Annotated in this window: 21 protein-coding genes; 3 read left to right on the top strand and 18 right to left on the bottom strand. The window is 55.9% G+C overall.

Annotation, left to right across the window (positions count from 1 at the left end):
- Nucleotides 1-4: 4 nt before the first annotated feature.
- The 11 genes from ACI7RC_RS00655 to ACI7RC_RS00605 form a co-directional block, all read right to left on the bottom strand.
- Nucleotides 5-1,297 carry a dihydroorotase gene (locus ACI7RC_RS00655; protein WP_408106292.1) on the bottom strand — a complete coding sequence of 431 codons (1,293 nt, stop codon included), beginning with the start codon at nucleotides 1,295-1,297 and terminating at the stop codon, nucleotides 5-7.
- Nucleotides 1,264-2,208 carry an aspartate carbamoyltransferase catalytic subunit gene (locus ACI7RC_RS00650; RefSeq protein ID WP_408106291.1) on the bottom strand — a complete coding sequence of 315 codons (945 nt, stop codon included), beginning with the start codon at nucleotides 2,206-2,208 and terminating at the stop codon, nucleotides 1,264-1,266. Before ACI7RC_RS00650 ends, ACI7RC_RS00655 begins: the two co-directional genes overlap by 34 nt.
- Nucleotides 2,209-2,254: 46 nt before the next feature.
- Nucleotides 2,255-3,601 (bottom strand): solute carrier family 23 protein, encoded by a 1,347-nt coding sequence (locus ACI7RC_RS00645; protein WP_408106290.1) that lies wholly within the window; start codon nucleotides 3,599-3,601, stop codon nucleotides 2,255-2,257.
- Nucleotides 3,602-3,778: 177 nt separating this feature from the next.
- Nucleotides 3,779-4,315 carry a bifunctional pyr operon transcriptional regulator/uracil phosphoribosyltransferase PyrR gene (pyrR, locus tag ACI7RC_RS00640; protein WP_408106702.1) on the bottom strand — a complete coding sequence of 179 codons (537 nt, stop codon included), beginning with the start codon at nucleotides 4,313-4,315 and terminating at the stop codon, nucleotides 3,779-3,781.
- A 234-nt stretch (nucleotides 4,316-4,549) separates the two neighbouring features.
- On the bottom strand, nucleotides 4,550-4,693 hold the full coding sequence (locus ACI7RC_RS00635) for a hypothetical protein (RefSeq protein ID WP_408106289.1): 144 nt from the start codon (nucleotides 4,691-4,693) through the stop codon (nucleotides 4,550-4,552).
- A 90-nt stretch (nucleotides 4,694-4,783) separates the two neighbouring features.
- Nucleotides 4,784-5,305 carry a TolB-like translocation protein gene (locus tag ACI7RC_RS00630; protein WP_408106288.1) on the bottom strand — a complete coding sequence of 174 codons (522 nt, stop codon included), beginning with the start codon at nucleotides 5,303-5,305 and terminating at the stop codon, nucleotides 4,784-4,786.
- Nucleotides 5,306-5,413: 108 nt separating this feature from the next.
- On the bottom strand, nucleotides 5,414-6,343 hold the full coding sequence (locus ACI7RC_RS00625; protein WP_408106287.1) for an RluA family pseudouridine synthase: 930 nt from the start codon (nucleotides 6,341-6,343) through the stop codon (nucleotides 5,414-5,416).
- A 37-nt stretch (nucleotides 6,344-6,380) separates the two neighbouring features.
- Nucleotides 6,381-6,833: a signal peptidase II gene (gene lspA, locus ACI7RC_RS00620; protein ID WP_408106286.1), complete on the bottom strand. Its 453-nt coding sequence runs from the start codon at nucleotides 6,831-6,833 to the stop codon at nucleotides 6,381-6,383.
- 85 nt (nucleotides 6,834-6,918) lie between these two features.
- A complete protein-coding gene (locus ACI7RC_RS00615) occupies nucleotides 6,919-7,398 on the bottom strand; it encodes a DUF2306 domain-containing protein (RefSeq protein WP_408106285.1) in 480 nt (159 codons plus the stop codon).
- A gap of 53 nt (nucleotides 7,399-7,451) precedes the next feature.
- Nucleotides 7,452-7,958 (bottom strand): DUF4188 domain-containing protein, encoded by a 507-nt coding sequence (locus ACI7RC_RS00610; protein ID WP_408106284.1) that lies wholly within the window; start codon nucleotides 7,956-7,958, stop codon nucleotides 7,452-7,454.
- A 14-nt stretch (nucleotides 7,959-7,972) separates the two neighbouring features.
- A complete protein-coding gene (locus ACI7RC_RS00605; RefSeq protein WP_408106283.1) occupies nucleotides 7,973-8,578 on the bottom strand; it encodes a TetR/AcrR family transcriptional regulator in 606 nt (201 codons plus the stop codon).
- 100 nt (nucleotides 8,579-8,678) lie between these two features.
- Between ACI7RC_RS00605 and ACI7RC_RS00600 the strand changes: the two genes are divergently transcribed.
- On the top strand, nucleotides 8,679-8,939 hold the full coding sequence (locus ACI7RC_RS00600; protein ID WP_408106282.1) for a hypothetical protein: 261 nt from the start codon (nucleotides 8,679-8,681) through the stop codon (nucleotides 8,937-8,939).
- Nucleotides 8,940-8,986: 47 nt separating this feature from the next.
- Here the strand turns inward: ACI7RC_RS00600 and ACI7RC_RS00595 are convergent, their stop codons facing one another.
- Nucleotides 8,987-10,408 (bottom strand): phosphoglucomutase/phosphomannomutase family protein, encoded by a 1,422-nt coding sequence (locus ACI7RC_RS00595; RefSeq protein ID WP_408106281.1) that lies wholly within the window; start codon nucleotides 10,406-10,408, stop codon nucleotides 8,987-8,989.
- Nucleotides 10,409-10,442: 34 nt separating this feature from the next.
- Nucleotides 10,443-10,895 carry a DUF4912 domain-containing protein gene (locus ACI7RC_RS00590; RefSeq protein WP_408106280.1) on the bottom strand — a complete coding sequence of 151 codons (453 nt, stop codon included), beginning with the start codon at nucleotides 10,893-10,895 and terminating at the stop codon, nucleotides 10,443-10,445.
- Between the two features lie 231 nt (nucleotides 10,896-11,126).
- Between ACI7RC_RS00590 and ACI7RC_RS00585 the strand changes: the two genes are divergently transcribed.
- A complete protein-coding gene (locus ACI7RC_RS00585) occupies nucleotides 11,127-11,441 on the top strand; it encodes a YbjQ family protein (protein WP_408106279.1) in 315 nt (104 codons plus the stop codon).
- 134 nt (nucleotides 11,442-11,575) lie between these two features.
- Here ACI7RC_RS00585 and ACI7RC_RS00580 read toward each other — a convergent pair whose 3' ends face one another.
- Complete coding sequence (locus ACI7RC_RS00580) at nucleotides 11,576-12,526, bottom strand: DUF2167 domain-containing protein (protein ID WP_408106278.1); 951 nt, start codon at nucleotides 12,524-12,526, stop codon at nucleotides 11,576-11,578.
- A gap of 272 nt (nucleotides 12,527-12,798) precedes the next feature.
- Between ACI7RC_RS00580 and ACI7RC_RS00575 the strand changes: the two genes are divergently transcribed.
- Nucleotides 12,799-14,736: a DNA topoisomerase III gene (locus tag ACI7RC_RS00575; RefSeq protein WP_408106277.1), complete on the top strand. Its 1,938-nt coding sequence runs from the start codon at nucleotides 12,799-12,801 to the stop codon at nucleotides 14,734-14,736.
- Nucleotides 14,737-14,916: 180 nt separating this feature from the next.
- Here the strand turns inward: ACI7RC_RS00575 and copZ are convergent, their stop codons facing one another.
- The 4 genes from copZ to ACI7RC_RS00555 form a co-directional block, all read right to left on the bottom strand.
- Entirely contained in the window at nucleotides 14,917-15,123 is a 207-nt protein-coding gene (copZ, locus tag ACI7RC_RS00570; protein WP_408106276.1) for a copper chaperone CopZ, read from the bottom strand.
- A 56-nt stretch (nucleotides 15,124-15,179) separates the two neighbouring features.
- A complete protein-coding gene (locus ACI7RC_RS00565; protein ID WP_408106275.1) occupies nucleotides 15,180-16,037 on the bottom strand; it encodes a M15 family metallopeptidase in 858 nt (285 codons plus the stop codon).
- A gap of 84 nt (nucleotides 16,038-16,121) precedes the next feature.
- Nucleotides 16,122-16,436, bottom strand: a complete 315-nt coding sequence (locus tag ACI7RC_RS00560; protein WP_408106274.1) for an AtuA-related protein — start codon at nucleotides 16,434-16,436, stop codon at nucleotides 16,122-16,124.
- A gap of 5 nt (nucleotides 16,437-16,441) precedes the next feature.
- Nucleotides 16,442-17,752, bottom strand: coding sequence for an acyclic terpene utilization AtuA family protein (locus ACI7RC_RS00555; RefSeq protein WP_408106273.1), 1,311 nt, complete (start codon nucleotides 17,750-17,752; stop codon nucleotides 16,442-16,444).
- Nucleotides 17,753-17,759: the final 7 nt, after the last annotated feature.

Here is a 17,759-nt window from a genome sequence, read left to right as displayed (position 1 = left end):
CGGTTCACTCCTCTTCCTTCTCCTGTTGGTAAACTACCTTGCCGTCGACGATAGTCAGCACCGGCCAGCCTTTGCACCGCCACCCGGCAAACGGCGTATTTCTTCCTTTACTTGCAAAGCGGGCAGGGTCAATCTCCCGCTCCGACTCCAGATCGATGACTGTCAGATCGGCAAGCTCGCCTTCTGCCAGTCTTCCGTAGGGCAGGCCGAAGATCTCCGCCGGCTTGACGGTCAGCTTCGCCACCAGCTCGGCCAGAGTCAATTCGCCTGTCAGCACCAGATGGGTGTAGAGCAGCGGAAACGCCGTCTCCGATCCGACGATGCCAAACGGCGCCCGCTCCAGGCCCTTGGCCTTTTCCTCTTCTGTATGCGGCGCGTGGTCTGTCGCAATCATGTCAATCGTGCCATCCTTCAGTCCGGCCAGGAGAGCGGCCCGGTCTTCCTTCGAGCGCAGCGGCGGATTCATCTTCCAGCGGGCATCGAGATCGTCCGGAATGTCCTCATCGCACAAGAGCAGATGGTGCGGGCTTACTTCTGCCGTGACATTCACTCCGGCCCGTTTGCCGTCGCGCACCAGCCGCACCGACTCCTTCGCGCTGATGTGGCAGACGTGGTAGTGAACCCCTGTCTGTTCGGCGAGCAGAATATCGCGTCCGACGTGGATCGACTCCGATTCGGACGGGATGCCGGGAAGTCCGTGGCGAGCCGCTGTGATGCCGTCGTGCAGAGCAGCACCGGGGATAAGCAGGTCGTCGTCTTCGCAGTGGGCGACGATGGACAGCCCGTGCTCCTTGGCCTGCTGCATCGCCTTTTTCATCATCGCGCTCGATTGTACCCCGACACCGTCATCGGTCAGGGCGAAGATGCCTGCGGCTTTAAGGGCAGCGAAATCTGTCAGTTCTTTGCCAAGCTGCCGCTGGGTGATCGCCCCGTAAGGCAGCACGCGGGCTTTCCCTGCCGCGCTCGCCTTGTCGAGAATGCTGCGCACGATCTCCACGCTGTCGATGACGGGACGAGTGTTCGGCATGCAGGCGACGGTCGTAAACCCGCCATGGACGGCTGCGTTTGCACCTGTCTCAATCGTTTCCTTGGCTTCAAAACCTGGTTCCCGCAGGTGAACGTGTACATCGATCAAGCCGGCGGAAAGAAACTTTCCGGCCAGTTCGATTACCTCGTGACCCTCGCTGTCGAGTAATTCCGCTATCTTGGCGATCCGGTTATGTTCGATCAAAATATCTCGTTTCACCAATTCTCCCGCTTCGTTTAAAATCCTACCGTTTCTAAGGACGATGCCCATGTTCCGATTCCCCCGTTCATCAAGTCTTCAAGTACTGCCATCCGTGCTGCGACGCCGTTTGCCACTTGGGTAAAAATCAGCGAGCGGTCGGAGTCGACCAAATCGGTGTGGATCTCTACGCCGCGGTTAAACGGGCCAGGGTGCATGATCACGGCACCCGGTTTCATCAGCCGGGCACGCTCCAGCGTCAAGCCATATGCCTGGTGGTATGCTTCCGCGGAAGAAAACAGCGCTTCTGCATGCCGTTCCAGCTGCACCCGCAGCATCATGACGACGTCGGCCGTGCGGATCGCTTCATCGAGATCGGCTACACGGACGCCGGCCGGCAGCTCTTCCTCTGGCCGCATCATCGCCGGCGGACCTGCCAGGAGCAGCTTGGCTCCCAATTTTGGCAGTGCGTGCAGATGCGAGCCGACGACGCGGCTGTGGCGCAGATCACCGATGATCGCTATGGTCTGGCCGGCGATTTTGCCGAAGTGCTGTTTGATCGTGAGCAGATCCAGGAGACACTGGGTCGGATGTTCGTTCGTTCCGTCACCGGCATTGACCAGGTGCAGCCGGACGTTCTCGGCCAGGTTTTGCAGCAGTCCGTTTTCACTGGTACGGATCACCGCCGCCTCTACCCCCATCATCTCCAGCATGCGGAGCGTGTCAAGGATGGTTTCCCCCTTGGTCGTCGAGGACGACTCTGCAGCGAAGTTAAGCACGTGTGCCCCCAGCCGCTTTTGCGCTACCTCGAAGGAAAACCGCGTCCGCGTGCTCGGCTCAAAGAAGAGGTTGGCTATGATGCGTCCCGCGAGCAGTCCGCTCTGTTCTCCCGGCCGTTTGGCCCAGTATTCCGCGCGCTCCAACAGCGCCTCCAGATGCCCGGCGGCAAGCTCCCTGATACCCGTCAAATGCTGTACTCTCATGTTTCGCACCCTCCCGTTTGTCTCTTGTAAAAACCCCGGAAATTTGCTACTCTCCCGCGCGCTCTCCCATCGCCGACTCCTTGCCCGGCAGCACCGCATGCAGCACGATGCCGAGGAAAGTGGAGAAGGCGACATTGTCGATCGTCAGGTTGGACAAGAACGACTGCCAGATGGCGGCGTCGGCAAAGCTGATCTTGTATCCGCCGATCCCTGTAACGAGAATGGCGGCCGTGATAATCATGTTCCGCTTATTGGCAAAGTCTACTTTGTTCTCGACGTACATCCTGAGCCCCTGGGCCGCGATCAGACCGAACAGCACGATCGAAACACCGCCCAAGACAGGCGTCGGGATGGTCATCAAAAGAGCGCTGATCTTCCCGATGAAGGAAAACAGGATGGCGAACACGGCAGCCAGGCCGATGACACTGCGGCTGTACACGCGGGTAATCGCCAGGACGCCGATGTTTTCGCCGTACGTCGTGCTGGGCGGGCCCCCGAGAAAAGCCGCGATCGAGGTGGAGACACCGTCACCCAAGAGGCTGCGGTGCAGTCCCGGATCCTTCATCAAATCCCGGTTCAGGATGCGCCCGGTGACGAGCAGGTGGCCCAGGTGTTCGGCCAAGGTGACAAACGCGACCGGCGCGATGACCAGCGCGGAGATCCAGGCACCCGGAGTCCTCATCGTTTCGACCATCAAGCCTACGTGCAGATGCTGCGAGAACATCTCCGCCGGGCTGATCAGCCACTTTGCGTTAACCACTTGCGCCCAGTCGACGATTTCCGGGTGGCGCAGCAGGCTGTAGACGTACCCGGCGATAATTCCGATCAGGATCGGGATGAGGGCAAAAAATCCGCGCAGCACCACGGCCGCGAGTATGGTCACGATCAAGGTGACGAAGGAAACCTCCATCGAGGTAAGCGAGAACACCGACTTGTCGCCCACCTTGATGTTGGTGGCCATATCGACGGCGACGCCGGAGAGGCTCAGCCCGATGACGACGATGACCGAAGCGATCACCACCGGCGGCAGCAGCTTGTTCAGCCAGTTGACCCCGCTCTTGGCGACGATCGCCGCCACGATCATGTAGACGATTCCGGAAAGGAAGCAGCCGAGCAGTGCCGTGCCTACTCCTTGTGTTGCGCTGACAGTCATGATGGGACCGATAAAGGCGAAGGAAGAACCCAGGTAGTTGGGAATCTTTCCTTTCGTTATGAATAAGAACAGCAGCGTCCCGATTCCGCTTGAGATGAGTGCCGCCGATACGTCTAGTCCGGTCAGGATCGGAACCAGGACAGTCGAGCCGAACATCGCGAACAAGTGCTGGATGCTGAGTGGAAACAACCGTGTCAGTGCAGGTGTCTCGTGAACGTCGATAAAATCTTTTTGCTTCATCTTTTTCCCCTTCTCTCTACTGTCATGTATCTCTTTTGCCCAGAAAAAAACCTCTTTACCCGGGGGGCAAAGAGGCAGACACCTTCTCACAGCATACTGACGCAATTGTCATACGCTATGTGGGAATCCTCTTGCCGACCTCACGGGATCAGCGTTAAAGAGGCGTATTCAACTGTGTTAACTGTGTTGGCGAATCGTCACCTGGTCGATCGGGTCGACCTCGGCCAACTGCACCGCGACGATCTCGCTGCGCGATGTCGGCACGTTTTTTCCGACGAAATCCGGCCGGATCGGCAGCTCGCGATGTCCTCTATCCACGAGAACGGCTAACTGGATCATCTTCGGCCTGCCCTGGTCGATCAGGGCGTCGAGCGCGGCCCTGACGGTTCGTCCGGTATACAGGACGTCGTCGACGAGCACCACGGTTTTGCCTGTTACCTCGGTCGGAAGCTTGGCTCCTTTGAACTGGGCGTCTTCCGCTTTGTGCGTCAAGTCGTCGCGGTAAAAGGTGATATCCAGCTCGCCTACGGGAATTTGCGCGTTCTCGATCTGTCCGATCCGCTCCGCAAGCCGTTTGGCTAGATAGACGCCGCGCGTCTTGATGCCGACGACGACGCAATCCTCGACTCCCTTGTTTCGCTCAATGATCTCATGGGCGATTCTCGTCAGCGCCCGGCGGATCGCCGCTTCATCCATCAGCACATTTTTTTCAATCAACGGCCATCTTCTCCTTTTGATTTTCCTGGCGAAAAACTTCTGCTGCCAAAACAAAAAGGCTTCTTGCCGCACTGGCAAGAAGCCTTTTCACACACGAAAAAAACGGTGCGTTCTCCTGTGTGTGAAAGTTGTCCGATTCCTTGCCAGCCTCACGGGACTGGGTTTAAAGGTTCCTTATGTCATCTATGATTATGACATGAATCGACAGCGGAGTCAACCCGTCATTTTCGCTTATTTTTGCCAGTGCACCGCGACCCACTTCGGCAGGTAATTGCCGTAATAGCCGCAGTCGCCGACAAGGTGGCGCAGCAGTTCCGTCTCCTGCCCGCTGCCTGCCGATTTTACGTAGAGCGAACCGTGTTCAGCCCCGTCCATCCGGACAAAGAGCAGTTGCCTGCCATCGGGAGAAACCGCCGCTCACTGATTCCGCTCTTGCCGGCTGCTGCATGTCGAGCAAGTAGATGCCTACCCCGTTGAGATGGATGCAGAGTTTGGCCGGACAAAAAAAGCGGCGTAGCGTCCATTTGGCGAAACCGCGAAACCATCTGCCTGGAATTGCTCAAAGTACATCTCTTCATTCGCTTTCTGATTCTCGCCGATTTGAAACATATCCTGCAGCTTCCCGGACAGATCCACTTTCATCATCCGGATCGGCTCATCCTTGTTGGCAGAGGTGGACACCAGCAGGCTTCTGCCGTCCGGCATCCAGGACACCTCGCGCAGTTCCTTGTCGCCCAGCGGGTGAGTGGTGGTTGCCTTTCCTTGTTCTATTTTGGTCAGCGAGAGGGTTAGCTGGAGACTCTGCTGGCTGTTTTGTGCCAAGTAGACCACAGACGTCTCAATCGGCGACCATCTTGGCAGGCCGACAACAGGCTTTGTATCAAGCTGGATCGATTCGCTGCCGTCCGCCTTCACCGCCCATAGAAACGCCGGAGATGCATACGACTTTTCCGAGCTGTGCTGGCAGTATAGCAGCCATTCCTCCACATTTTCTCCCATTTCCATGAGTAATGACGAGGATTTACTCCGCTTTGTTTCGCCTATTTTTTCCAATAAATCGGTCAAAAAAAATACGCCGGGATATCCCGGCGCTGTTTAGAGCTGACGCAAATAAGCGAGCAGATCGCTAAGCTCATCAGGCAGCGGCGCATCAAATTCAAGGTATTCTTTTGTTCGCGGATGGACAAATCCAAGCGTTTTCGCGTGGAGCGCTTGCCCTTCTATCTCTAGCCGATCCTTTTGCCCGTATTTCGGATCCCCTACCAATGGATAACCGATGTACTTCATATGTACGCGAATTTGATGCGTCCGCCCCGTCTCCAGTTTACATTCCACCAAAGTGTACCCTTTAAACCGTTCCAGCACGACAAAATGAGTGACTGCCGGCTTGCTGTTCTCAAAGACGACCGCCATCTGCTGCCGGTTTTTCGGGTCGCGTCCGATCGGGGCGTCGATCGTCCCCATTTCGTGGGGAATCACGCCGTGGACAATCGCCACATACTTGCGGTTTACCGTGTGCTCTTTCAGCTGTTCAGCCAGTCCGAGGTGAGCCTTGTCGTTCTTGGCCGCCACCAGAAGGCCCGAGGTATCCTTGTCGATGCGGTGGACGATGCCCGGCCGCAGCACCCCGTTAATCCCGGACAAGTCACGGCAGTGGTACAATAAGCCGTTTACCATGGTGCCGCTGTAGTGCCCCGGCGCGGGATGCACCACCAACCCGCGGGGCTTGTTGACTACAACCAGGTCGGCGTCTTCGTAGACGATGTCCAGAGGGATCGCCTCCGGCTTGATGTCTAGCTCCTTTGGCGGCGGAACACGCAGGGTAACCTCGTCTTCCGCCGCCAGCTTGTAGTTGTTTTTGACCGGCTGGCCATTTACCGTTACGCGCTCTTCCTTGATCCAGGTCTGGACCTGGGAGCGGGACCAGTCCTGATCCTGCATGGTGATGAACTTGTCGATCCGCTCTCCTTTATCCGCCGGATCGACTGTCCAATCGTATCGTTCAAAGGGTGTTGTCTCGTTCATCTCGTACTCCTTGTCGCGTTTCTTCGTTAGTATGCCCTTACCGTCGGTTCCGCCGCGATTCCGTGAGAACATCCCACAGAAGCAGGATGACGCCGACGGTAATGGCCGAATCGGCGACGTTAAAGATCGGGAAGCGAATCAGCGTAAAGTCGAGAAAGTCTACCACTTGCCCCGTGCTGACCCTGTCGATAAAATTGCCGATCGCTCCGCCCAGGACAAGCGCCAGGCCAAGTGACGTGACCGGCAGTTTGCGGCCGATTCGGTAGAGTGTGACGATAATCCCCACGACGACGACCAGGGTAATCACCACAAACAGCCAGCGCTGGTTTTGCAGAATCCCGAACGCCGCTCCCATGTTGCGGTGGGAAGTCAAGTGAAACACGCCGGGAATGAGCGGGATTGATTCGCCGAGAGCCATGTTTTTCACAACCGCGAACTTCGTTACCTGGTCCAATACAATGACGATGAGTGCTATCACATAGTAGAGCAAGCAAGCTCCTCCTTACCATAACGCAGATAGACACACGAATTGTACCATAGCCCTCCTGGCGTGGCAACCAAACCCACGGCGCCGCTTATAATGTTTTGTCCGATTTATTTGACTTTGTGTACCGCCGGCCGACAAAAGAGATGATCGGCGTGCCGATGATCGTCGGAAGGAACCACAGCCACAGCGAAGGAATTTGGCTGATGAGCGGCATGTTCTCGCCATTGACGACGAGAATCGCCGTGATCACTCCGATATAGGAACCCAGCATACCGCCGATGTGCGAGGCAAGCCAGTTCTTCCAGCGCTGCTTTCTCGCCAGATAGCCGAGCAGCGCCAGCCCGTATGAAAAGATGGCGACATAGAGCAAAAAACCGCTTTTCGACCAATTGAGCACCGCCATCACGGCCGACGTGATGAATATCACGACATAGGCCCCGTGGTAAATCTCCCCTGATACGGTGTGGACCCCTTTTCTTTTCTTCACCCCTGCAGCCAGCGCGCCGGCAACCAGACAAATACTGCCGGCTGCGATGTGCATCAGAAGCATCGTGTCAAATAAGCTCACCTTGGCATTCTCCTTTATTGTTGGTCAAGAATCCCGCTTGCCGACCGGGCGGCTCAGGGATTGGGCGGAGACGGCACGGCAGGCTCGTTTTCGCCGCCCAAGCGCTTCCTCGCCGTCTCCTTGCGGCCGAGCGCCGGCAGGTGGCGGGCGGCTTTGGCTAATCCGAAGACGGGCATGTTGTTGTACAGGCATTCGTACCGTCCTGCTTCGACGAGATACGTCTCATGATAGACCCCTACCGTCCCGTCCGTGCCGACGGATTGGTTAAACTTTTTCCACGCTTCCAGATGCAGACCGCCTCGTGCGTATGTCTCCAGCTGTTCAAACGACTTCCAGTACTGGACCATCAAGGTTCCCCGCCACATGAGAAAGTTTTCCGCCCCCAGAAAGCCGCTCTCCGGATGCTGGTACAACTCCCGCATCATCGGCACCATCGCCCGAAACACAGGGAGCCACTTGTGAACAGCACTTAGGCGGTTGATCCGCATGCCGATCAGAAATACAACAAACGGCTCCTCCCACTGTGCGGTAAATCGTCCGGGGATCACTTTTTTTGCCATGAGAATTTCCTCCCTCATTCTAAGCGTTGCGGTTGGGTCAATACCCCTTCGGTAAATCTCAATATTCTCTGTTTGCTCTGCCCGGTGACAGAGAGGGAACTTTCGATGAGCACTCCCAGGTAGAACGTAACCAACAGAGAACTCGCCTCCTGTGCAGGCAGCGCGGCAGGTATCGCTCCGCCTGTCTTCCCTGCCTCAATCCACGTCTCGCAGATCTCTCGCCATTTGGCGTGAAAGTCAGACAATACCTTGGCGATTTCCGGATTCTCTTGCCGGCTGACCAGATAGAGCAGCACCTTGCGAAACACCTGTGTCTCTTCAGCGATGAGCCGCAGAAACCCGTCGACAATGACATGCAGCGGGCTGTGCAGATCACCGCATGCCGCCCGGGAAACCGCCTCCCGAAAACGCCGGTCAATCTCTTCGATGCGCGCTTGCAGGATCAGCCCGAACAACTCGTCTTTGCTTTTGACGTAGTGGTAGATGCCTCCCATCGACACTCCCGTCCGGTTGACGATGTCACGAATAGTCGTCGATTGACAGCCTTTTTCAGCTACGAGCCGCTCTGTCGTCTCCCTGAGTGTCTGCAGTGTCGTCTTGCCGTTAGGTTCGCTTGTCACGAAATCATCTCCATTCTCGCTTTTCTCACGGTAAAAAAACCGAACATCGTTCTGTTCAGAGCATAACAGAACGACGTTCGGTTGTAAAGAGGAATCCTGGATGTGGTATGATGATGTGGAGCAAAGGAGTGTGAAGAAGTTGGAGGACAAACAGTTTTACTACATCGTGACATGGGACGAGGCCGCCTATATGACCAAGGCCTTGCAGGCGATGGAGATACCCCATACGATCGAGTCCCCCGGAAACAACCTGGAGATCCATGAAGGAGAACTGGCGATTGTCTTCCCTAACGTACCGGTGCGAAAGTACGTGGAAATAAGAGAACTGTTCGGCTTTGACGGGATGCGCTATCCCCACTAATCCGGGGCGCCTCGGACAGACTCCGGTCGAACCCGTAGCTCGGGATCTCAATATCCTGCGCGCCAATCCTCCACTGCCTCGTACAGTTCCGCCAATGCCTCCCGACTGGCAGCTTCGCAGTATATGCGCAGCAGCGGCTCCGTGCCGGATGGGCGGATCAGCATCCAATGCCCTTGTTCGAGCAGCAGCTTGACCCCGTCACACTCTACCGCACTCTTTACTCTATAAGGCCCAACCTGTTCAGGCGGCGTCTGCAGAAAGCTTTTCATCCTCGCCGCCTGTCCGTCAAGCCGGACGTCCAGGCGGGTGCTGTACAGTTTGCCTGCCTCCTCATGCAGATCTGAGAGCATCTGTTCAAGGCTTTTCCGCTCCCAGGCGCACATCTCCGCGACCAACAGATTGAGCAAAATGCCGTCCTTCTCGGGAATGTGGCCGCTGACGCTTCCGCCGCCGCTCTCCTCGCCCCCAAGCAATACATCCCCCTGCAGCATTTCTGCGCCGATGTACTTGAAGCCAACCGGCGTCTCCGTCACTCCCAAACCGTATTTTCCGGCGATTCGATCGATTAGGTGGGTTGTGGCTACGGTCCGTACCACACGCCCGACCTGTCCGCGGTTCTTCACCAGGTGGCGGGTCAAAAGCGACAAGATTTGATTAGCGGAGACGTACCTTCCGGTATGATCGACGACGCCGAAACGGTCGGCGTCACCGTCGGTAGCCAATCCGAGGTCAGCCCGCTGTCTGACCACCTCTTCCGCCAGGCCTTTCAGCCGCGGCTCTGTCGGTTCAGGCAGGTCTTTGCCAAAGAGCGGATCGGCATAGCCGCGTATGACCGTTACTTCCGCTCCCGCCTCGGCCAGCAGTCTGCTGACGTAACCGATCCCCGCGCCGTGCATCGGATCGACGACAACGCGAAGGCCCGCTTGCTTGATCACGTCGAAGTGAATCATCCGGCGAAGATGGGCCTCGTAATGCGGCCGCAGATAAATATGGCGCATCAGTCTGCGGGCGATCGCCTCCTCCACGCTGATCAGCTTCACCTGACCTGTCTCCTGAATCTCCCGGATCAACGCTTCGATCCGTTCGGTAATCTCGGGATTAGCCGGGCCGGCGTAATCAGGGATATACTTGATCCCGTTGTACTCAGGCGGGTTGTGGCTGGCGGTGACAACGACAGCCCCGCTGGCGGCAAAGGTCTTTACGCCAAACGCTACCACCGGTGTGGGTGTTGCTTCATTTGCGATGTACGTCTTGATTCCGTTGGCCGTCAGCGTGCGAACGACCTCCTCGGCAAACGACCGCCCCATGAAACGCGTGTCGTAACCGACAATCATCCCCTGCTCCTGCTGCCCCTTTTCCACGGTTAAAGCGGCGATCGCCTGTGCGACAATGCGGACATTTTCCACCGTGAATCCATCGGCGAACACCGCCCGCCATCCATCTGTGCCAAATGTGATCCGTCGGCTCATGCCTGTTCCTCCCTTGCAGCTTATCACTGTTTCCCTATGTCGTGGCAACTTGTTTTCCTGCAGCGGCCTGGTCGCAGCCCCCCCTCATCCGCGACCAGGCGGAAGGCTGGCTGCGGGGAGTGGCTGCCGGCTCGGAGCGCAGGATCGGACAAAAGCGCTCGCCGTGGAACAGACCCAAATCGACAATGTACGTGTGCCCAGGCACAACGTCCGGTATGTACCATGAGCTCGCCTCTTGATCGACGATGATATCCCGGCTGCTATGAACGCTGGCTCCGTCAAAGCAGCGGCCGGTCACATCGTACAGCCGGATCCCTTTTTTGATCAAAGCGCTGTCCGCCTGCAAATAGGATGCGACCATGCGTATCCGGGGCCTGGCGATGTCCCAGCGGATGTAAAGGACCGTTGGGCTGTGAGACAGGCATTCGATCACATTTTCACCGTGAAACGACGGCCATTTCCTGTACGAATAAGTCCGCTCTTTCATGAATAGTCCCCTTTCCGCAAAACATGACTTGCATAGTAGTGCTGCTTGAATCATCGTATGCCTTATTCCCGAAAAGAAGTATAGCCCATTTAACAAAGAAAGGCTGTCGAACGCTGGGCACATATCCCTTCTTCTTTTGTCGAGACAAATGTTTTTTTGAAACGGCTAAAAGATGCAACTTATTGACAGGATAATCGTTAGACATACTGGGACAGAAAGGGTGGATGAAACATGATTTTGACGACAACCAATAATATTGAAGGAAGGCAAATCAAAGACTACCTCGGGCTGGTCAACGGCGAGGCGATCATGGGGGCAAATATCGTGCGGGATCTCTTCGCTTCGATCACCGACATCGTAGGGGGACGTTCCGGCGCGTATGAAACCAAGCTGGCCGAAGCCCGGGATATTGCCACGAAAGAGATGATGGACCGGGCGAGGCAAAAAGGAGCCAACGCCATCGTCGGTATCGACGTCGACTATGAAGTGGTTCGCGAAGGCATGCTGATGGTAGCAGTCAGCGGCACGGCGGTTAGAATCGAATAACCTCAGAAAAGCGGCCTTCATGTGCGTCTCCGGGAGCAGGGTACCGCTTCCGATCCGTTTCCGGTCTGTTGAACGTATCACCATACCAATGACAGAAAAAAGAACCCACGGACATGATCCGTGGGTTCTTAATTTTACATCCGGTTCGTATTCTCATTTGATTCCGCCTGGGCACTGTCCGCTTCAGCCGTGGCTTCCGCCGGAGCTGTCTGTGCAGACTGTTTACGGATTTTTCTTCTGACGAAGTTCCAGATCGCAACTGGGATGGCGATGATCAAAAACCAGGCCTTTTTCACAACGACGAGCAGCAAGGCTAACAGTCCCGCCTTTTTCGCTACTGCCAGGCCGGCCCCGCCCAAGATCAGGCCGGTCAGTCCATACTCCGCAATCTTATCTGTGCTGGGGTCAAAATCTTCGTATTTTTCCCCTGATTTGAAACCGAAGCCAGGCAGTACCTTTTCCGTAAATATCGCTTTATCCTTGGCTAAGCTGGACGGGTCGGAGATCAGCGTTGCCGACACAAAGCCTTTCCGGGACAGCAGGCGAACGTTGTAATTGATGATTTTTTCGCCCCGTCCGTTGTGGCCGAGCAGCGACCAGGTCAAATTGTGCGTTTTTTCATCGTAGTGCGGCTTCAAATCCCAGCCGTCCACGTAAAGCTTTTGCGAGTCAGGCAGGTTTTCATTGTGTTCCTCTGTTCCCTGTTTATAGCTTTCCAACAGGTCATCGGCATTGATCGATTCCTTTTCATCGTCTTTGATGTAACCGGAATTCTCGTATTCGAAGAGGATCACCCAATTTTCCTCGGGATTCATCGGAAAAACGGAACCGATTTCGTTGCCGGAGATGACGCTGTTGGATTCGGTCATCATTTTTTTGGTATCCTCTGCACCTAGAAACGCATGATCCGGATCCAGCTTGAGCTCTGCCAATTGGTTGCCCATATCGACAGTCGTTCCGCCCTCGATCCAGTTGTAATCATCCTGGCCTTCACCTTCTGCCAAGGCAACGGCCGGAATACATGCCGCCCAAACGGTGATGGCAAGTACAAGGGAAAGATATGGCCATAATTTCAAGTGCTTCATTGATTCCACTCCTAAAATTTCCAAATTTAAAACAGTTTCTATTTTAGAACTGGTACTAATTGTATGTCAAGGTTTTTTTTATAATTAAATCCAAACATTACCGAAAAATAGATTCCCAACCCCTTCATCCCCGTCCTGTCCCGTTTTTTTCTGGTGCTTGCGGCCAATGTTGTGTTACGATTTCGACTGAGAACCCTCTGATCCGTCACCGTTTCAGGAAACATTACTTCCCGCGGTGGGCGCATCACACTGAACTTACAAGGAGTCTTGTCATGAAAGTAATCATCGCGGAAAAGCCTGATCAGGCTTCAAAACTTGCCGGCCCCTTCACGCACAAAAAGCGGCAGGGATACATCGAGATACAGCCTCATTCGCTCTTTCCCCAGGGGGCCCTCGTCACCTGGGCGGTCGGCCATGTCTGTGAACTGGTGCCCCCGGAAAAGTACAATCCAGCCTGGAAAAAGTGGAGCATCCAGACCCTGCCGATCATCCCCGAGCAGTTTCGCTATCAGGTCATGCGCTCCAAATCCAAGCAGTTCTCCGTGATCAAACAGCTTCTGACCCGTTCCGACGTCACGGAGATTATTCACGCCGGTGACGCCGGGCGGGAAGGCGAACTGATCATCCGCACCATCGTCAATCTGTGCGGTGTAAAAAAACCGATGAAGCGGCTCTGGATCTCCTCGCTTACCGAGAAAGCGATCCGTGAGGGCTTCGCCTCTCTCCTGTCTGAAACGGATACGCGAAACCTGTATTATGAAGCCTACAGCCGCGCATGTGCAGACTGGCTCGTCGGGATGAACGCTTCCCGCATCTACACCCTCCTCTTGCAGCAAAAGGGAGTTTCCGACGTCTTCTCCGCCGGACGGGTACAGACACCCACGCTGGCACTGGTTGTCAAACGGGAAAAGGAAATTGCCAGCTTCAAGCCTGAGCCGTTCTGGGAAGTGATCGCCAAATTCCACATCGACGGAAAGGAATACGAAGGTACTTGGCAAAAAGAAGGTGAATCACGCCTGAACAATGAAGAGCTGGCCCAAAAAATCGCCGCCTTCTGCCAGGGAAAACCCGCCCAGGTCAAAGAAGTCGCCAAGGAGCGGAAAGAGTACCAGCCGCCCTATCTGTTCAACCTGTCCGGGCTTCAGGCCGCAGCCAACAAGCTGTACAAATTCTCTCCCAAGAAGACCCTAGACTTAGCCCAGCAATTATATCTCATGGGAGTTTTGTCCTACCCCCGTTCCGACTCCAGCTTCGTGACGCCAGGGGAGGCGCAGACTTTTCCCGGCATCTTGCAAAAAATCGGGCAATTCCCTATGTATAAAGACCTATTTCCGACTCCGGTCGGTTCGCTCATGAACAACAAACGGTATGTCAACGAGAAGAAGGTGACAGACCACTACGCCATCATCCCAACCGAACAGGTCCCAGATCTTGCGAAGCTGTCCGCAGATGAACAAAAGCTCTACGATCTGGTCGTGCGCCGGTTGATCGCCGCCCATTACGACTCGGCTATATTCGACTACACGACGATTACCACTGTCGTAGACGGACGGGCGGAATTCATCAGCAAAGGCAGACAGCTAATCCGGGAGGGTTGGCGCAAGGTGCTGTTTTCCGAGGACAAAGATGAGGAAGCTGGCGCCATTCTGCCAGAGGTGGAACAAGGGGCTGTCGGTAAGGTAAAGCGAGTCAAGGTAAAAGAGGGCAAAACCCAGCCGCCCAAGCGCTACACGGAAGGGCAGCTCATCACGTTGATGAAGACAGCCGGCAAGCACCTGGATAATGAAGAATTGGAAAAGGTGCTGATGAAAACGGAAGGGCTGGGCACCGAAGCCACACGAGCCGGAATTATCGGTACGCTCAAGGACAGAAAGTACATCGAAGTGAAGCGAAATCAGGTCTTCGCTACAGCCAAAGGCACGCTCCTGATCGAAGCGATCGGGGATAAAATCCTCGCCTCCCCGGAAATGACCGCCCGCTGGGAACAGCGCCTGAGTGAAATCGGACAGGGAGCCGCTTCGGCGCAGGCGTTTATGGAGCAGGTGAAAAAGCTCTCGCAAAAGCTGGTCCAGGATGCCGCCGGGCAGGCAAAAGATTGGAATTTTGCCGGTATCGACATCGCTTCTATCCCCAAAAGGGTGCCGCGGCCAAAAAAGCGAACGGCAAAAGCTCCAGGCCGCAAACGAACAAGCAGCCGCCCAACAAAATGAGTAGAAGGAACCCCCTCTACCCGGACGATGTACCTTATCCTACCAATTGATCAGGAATATGTAAATGCATCTCAAAGACTACGACTAAACGACTACTCCAATATGCCTGCAATGCACGCGAAGAGGGCTGTGCGCCCTTGGTTGATGACGCACAGCCCTCTTCCTATTTTCCTGCTTGTATTAAACGACGTCGTATCCCTGTTCTTCGATTGTTTCCTTGACTTCTGCGAGCGATACGGCAGCTTCGTCAAAAGATACCATCACCTGGCCCGCTGCCAGATCCACTTTCGCCTGGCCGACTCCCGCCACTTTGTTCAGCGCTCCCTCGATGCTGTTGACACAGTGATTGCACGACATTCCTCTCACGCCTAAAGTAACCGTTTTCACCGTAAGTCCTCCTTCCTTTTCCCTAGTCTCCCCAAAAGGCTATCGGTACGTCAGCTTTATTTTTTCTGCGGCATGTACTCTCCCAGGTACTCATCCAGGGTAATCCCCCGCCGAGTCACCTCCTGGGCGACTTTGGCCCCGACGTAGCGGATATGCCAAGGCTCATAGGCATACCCGGTAATCCCTTCCTTGCCCTTGGGGTAGCGGATGATAAAACCGTACTCGGGCGCGTGCTGTGCCAACCATTTTCCCTCGGGCGTATCGCCAAATTCCTCCTCCAGGCCGAACTTTGCGCTTCGGCTGGAGACGTCGATCGCCAGTCCTGTCTGGTGCTCGCTGTGTCCCGGGATGGCGCTCACCCGGTTTGCCGCTTCCACTCCTTGGGTTTTTACGTTCTGGTTGTAGACCGCCACTTGAGTGGCGTACGAACGGTAGCCCGAGACGCCGTACAGCTCGATACCGTCCTGCTTGGCTCCGGCAAACAACTGTTCCAAAGCCTCAGCAGCTTCTTTGCGCAGGTACTTTTTCGGCAGATCTTCCTTAAAGGGGAACGGCACGTTTGGCTTCACCAAGTCTGCCGGCGCGTAATCCTCAGGCAGCGGGACGCTTTTATTGACCAGAACCGTGATGCTGTCGGCTTCGGCCGGTTTGGGGGCATCTGCCTGGGCAACAGCTTCCGGTGCAGGAGTTTCCTCCGCACTGTTTCCCGCTGGCGGCTCTGGCGTTGAAACAGCCGCACCGCCAGTTGAACCATTCCGGTCGTGCTCACCGGCGGATTGTGCCACTTCCAGGTCAGAGGGTTTTGCTTCAAACAGCTTGGAGAACGCCATATTATCCTTCATGAAAAAAGCTGCGATGATCAATCCGGCCGGAACCGCGCCAAGCCAGAGTCTTCCCGATCTTTTTCTGCGCATCCGACACCCATCCTATCGAGATACTTTGTTTCCTCTCAATTATAATGCGAGACGGCGGGATCGCAAGAAAAAAATGGGTATCCGTCAGGACAGCTCTATTTCCATCTCCAGCAGGGCAGCGCTCAGGCTCTTGCCGTGCGTATCCATGGCCAAAGAGGTTGTCACCCCGCCAAGCAGCGCGCCTGAACAGACGAATTGAAGGGCGGAAATATGCGGAAGCTCGTAGCGAACCACCCCTCCCGCCACGATGTTGTGCAAATGCGCTGCCACTCTCTCTGCCGTCACTTTCTCGCACAGGAGCGGATAGATTTGTTCATCATACGGAATCAAGGACAGAATCAGCGTATTTCCCTTGTCACCGGCCCTGCTGTGGGCCAGCTTGTACAGTTTTGTTCGCATCTGTTTCACTCCAAGACGGTTACGTGTGTCGTAACTTTTTCTCGCGGGATCAACGTCGACACAATCCCGATCAATTCATTGACATACTTCCTGGCTCCTCCCCCGCCGGCAGGACCATTGGTGTACAGCGCTTCCACTTCTTCGCCGATCAGCTCGGCCAACTCGCGGGTGGGCACCTTTCCCGCCACCCGCAGACGCACTTCATACGGTTCGACATCCGGCCAAAAGCTCTGCCGGTGAACGGAGGTGCTGCCGATGAAATCCACTCTCAGGTCCCTGCAGCGATCTTGCAACCGTTCCCGTACGATCTCGCCAGCCAGCTTCGCCCGGGCCGCCGCATTTGAGCCAGCGTAGGAAATTTCCCCCTCGCCGAGAAAGCCTGCCTGGTAGCCGATGCTCACCTTGAGCGCTTGCGGCCTCTGTCTCCCCCGACCGTTTGACACCTCGATCAGATCGCTCCCTGCCTCCCTCAGACGGACCGCGGCAAAATCGGCCACCACATCGGGGGTCACATAGCCGGTCGGGTCTGTCACTTCGTAGAGAAGCTGTTCTTTGACCGTCGCCAGACTGATCAGTCCGCCCGTTCCCGCCACTTTGCCAATTACCGCCCTTCCCGTGGAATCGATGTCAGCGTAGGGAAAGCCGATGTTCGCGAGGTCGGGCACGTCCTTGATGCCCGGATCAGCGAAGTAGCCGCCGCAGATTTGTCCGGCGCATTCCAGCAAGTGTCCGACGACGGTTCCCTGTGCGATCCGGTCGGCGTCCTGCAGGGACCAGCCGTAGTGGTAGATCATCGGAGCCAGAAAGAGCGACGGATCTGCCACCCGTCCGGTGATGATCACATCTGCTCCGCTCTTAAGCGCCGGCAGCAGAGCGTCGGCCCCGAGGTAAGCGTTGGCAGAGATGACTTGCGGATAGCTGGCCAGCGGCTCGCCAGTCTCCAGTACCGTGTCCGCCGGCGTGATCAGATCCAGCACGTCGTCCCCGGTCACCGCTGCCACTTTGAGCGAAAGCCCCAGGCTGCCGGCGATTTCCAGGACGCGACGGGCGGCAGCCAACGGATTTGCCGCCCCCATGTTGGTGATGATCCGGACGCCATTTGCCTTGGTCACAGGCAAAAGCTGCTTCATCCGCTTTTCCAATAGCGGATCATAGCCGCGTGCCGGATCGTGAAGTTTTCTTTTTTGGGCGAGAGCGATGGTCCTTTCCGCCAAACACTCCAATACTAGATAATCCAGTTCTCCCCGTTCGGCCAGGAGTACTGCCGGCTCCAGCCGATCTCCGGAAAATCCCGCCCCGGAACCAATTCTCAGCATAGTCCAA

This window comes from Brevibacillus sp. B_LB10_24 (genome assembly GCF_046036945.1).
In the GTDB taxonomy this organism is placed as follows: domain Bacteria; phylum Bacillota; class Bacilli; order Brevibacillales; family Brevibacillaceae; genus Brevibacillus_C.
This window is presented reverse-complemented; position numbering and strand designations above follow the sequence as displayed.